The organism is Campylobacter sp. BCW_6889 (genome assembly GCF_001762535.1).
In the GTDB taxonomy this organism is placed as follows: domain Bacteria; phylum Campylobacterota; class Campylobacteria; order Campylobacterales; family Campylobacteraceae; genus Campylobacter_D; species Campylobacter_D jejuni.
This window is the reverse complement of sequence record NZ_MJWZ01000028.1, coordinates 1-2,395: the sequence shown is the minus strand read 5'-3', so window position 1 is coordinate 2,395 and position 2,395 is coordinate 1. Positions and strand designations below refer to the sequence as shown.

At 35.9% G+C, this 2,395-nt stretch carries 2 protein-coding genes; both read left to right on the top strand.

Annotated features, from left to right (window positions below):
• A partial coding sequence (locus tag AJ939_RS02865) for a flagellin (RefSeq protein WP_261666728.1) occupies window positions 1-825 on the top strand: 825 nt, incomplete at its 5' end.
• A gap of 149 nt (window positions 826-974) precedes the next feature.
• Window positions 975-2,395 (top strand): flagellin (locus AJ939_RS02860; RefSeq protein ID WP_070275954.1); only part of this gene is annotated, 1,421 nt, incomplete at its 3' end.

Below are 2,395 nucleotides of genomic sequence, written 5' to 3'. Positions count from 1 at the left end.
GGTAGAGGCATAAAAATCACAGGAGAAATTGGAGCTGGATCTGGTATTTTAGGAACTCAAAAAGAAAATTATGGAAGATTGTCTTTAGTTAAAAATGATGGTAGAGATATCAACATAAGCGGAACTAATCTTAGTGTAGTAGGTATGGGTAAAACCGATCTTATTTCTCAAACTTCGGTATCTTTAAGAGAATCTAAAGGTCAAATTGATGCCAATACAGCTGATGCTATGGGTTTTAACGCTTACAATGGTGGTGGAAAACAAATTGTTGTTGGATACAAATCAGCAAGTGCTTATATGAGTGATGGAAATGGCTTTTCTAAAGGTTCTGGATTTTCAATAGGTTCAGGTAAGAATATGTCAACAGCTTTAGCTGGTTCTATGGTATTTATTTCAGCAATGTCAACAGCTAGTGGGTATTATAATGTTTCAGCAGGATCAGGTTTTTCGGATGGTTCGGGACAATCTCAGTTTGCTACTTTGAAAATTTCAGCAGGCAATAGTGCTGGGGTTGCAAGTGAAACTGCAGGCGTAACCACACTTAAAGGTGCTATGGCTGTGATGGATATCGCTGAAACTGCGATTAACAATCTTGATCAAATCAGAGCTGATATAGGTTCAGTGCAAAATCAAATCACATCAACGATCAATAATATCACAGTAACCCAAGTCAATGTCAAATCAGCTGAATCTCAAATCAGAGATGTAGATTTTGCAAGTGAGAGTGCAAACTACTCTAAAGCTAACATCTTAGCTCAAAGTGGATCTTATGCTATGGCTCAGGCAAATTCTAGTCAGCAAAATGTTTTAAGACTGCTTCAATAGCTACATATTTTTAAAATACTGCGATATATACAAATCCAAGCCTAGTTTAAATACTAGGCTTTTTAAACTCTCAAGATTTTTAATTAAACTAAAACTTGGAACACTTCTTGCTTTAATCTTTTCGATGCAATATTTTGAAAGGATTTAAAATGGGTTTTAGGATAAACACCAACATCGGTGCGTTAAATGCACACGCAAATTCAGTTGTTAATGCTAACGAGCTTGATAAGTCTTTAAGTAGACTTAGTTCTGGTCTTAGGATTAACTCCGCAGCAGATGATGCTTCAGGGATGGCGATAGCAGATTCTTTGCGTTCTCAAGCAGCTACTCTAGGTCAAGCCATAAACAATGGTAATGATGCTATAGGCATCTTGCAAACTGCAGATAAGGCTATGGATGAGCAACTTAAGATCTTAGATACTATTAAAACTAAAGCAACTCAGGCAGCCCAAGATGGTCAAAGCTTAAAAACAAGAACTATGCTTCAAGCAGATATTAATCGTTTGATGGAAGAACTTGATAATATTGCCAATACTACTTCATTTAACGGTAAACAGCTTTTAAGTGGAAATTTTACCAATCAAGAATTTCAAATTGGCTCTCAATCAAATCAAACTATAAAAGCTAGCATTGGACCTACTCAGTCTTCAAAGATCGGTGTAACTAGATTTGAAACAGGTTCTCAAAGTGTGAGTGAAGGTGTTGTAAGTATGGTTATAAAAAATTATAATGGAGTTGAAGACTTTAAATTTCAAAGTATAGTTATTTCAACCTCTGTTGGAACAGGTCTTGGAGCTTTAGCTGAAGAAATCAATAGAAGCTCTGATAAAACAGGAGTTAGAGCAACTTATGATGTAAGAACTATAGGAGCTTATGAAATAAAAGCAGGTTCAACTTCTCAAGATTTTGCAATTAATGGTGTAAACATAGGTCAGATTAACTATAAGGATGGGGATGAAAATGGTCAATTAGTTTCTGCTATTAATGCAGTTAAAGATACTACTGGAGTTGAAGCTTCTAGGGATGAAAATGGTCGTTTAGTCTTGACTTCAAGAGAGGGTAGAGGCATAAAAATCACAGGAGAAATTGGAGCTGGATCTGGTATTTTAGGAACTCAAAAAGAAAATTATGGAAGATTGTCTTTAGTTAAAAATGATGGTAGAGATATCAACATAAGCGGAACTAATCTTAGTGTAGTAGGTATGGGTAAAACCGATCTTATTTCTCAAACTTCGGTATCTTTAAGAGAATCTAAAGGTCAAATTGATGCCAATACAGCTGATGCTATGGGTTTTAACGCTTACAATGGTGGTGGAAAACAAATTGTTGTTGGATACAAATCAGCAAGTGCTTATATGAGTGATGGAAATGGCTTTTCTAAAGGTTCTGGATTTTCAATAGGTTCAGGTAAGAATATGTCAACAGCTTTAGCTGGTTCTATGGTATTTATTTCAGCAATGTCAACAGCTAGTGGGTATTATAATGTTTCAGCAGGATCAGGTTTTTCGGATGGTTCGGGACAATCTCAGTTTGCTACTTTGAAAATTTCAGCAGGCAATAGTGCTGGGGT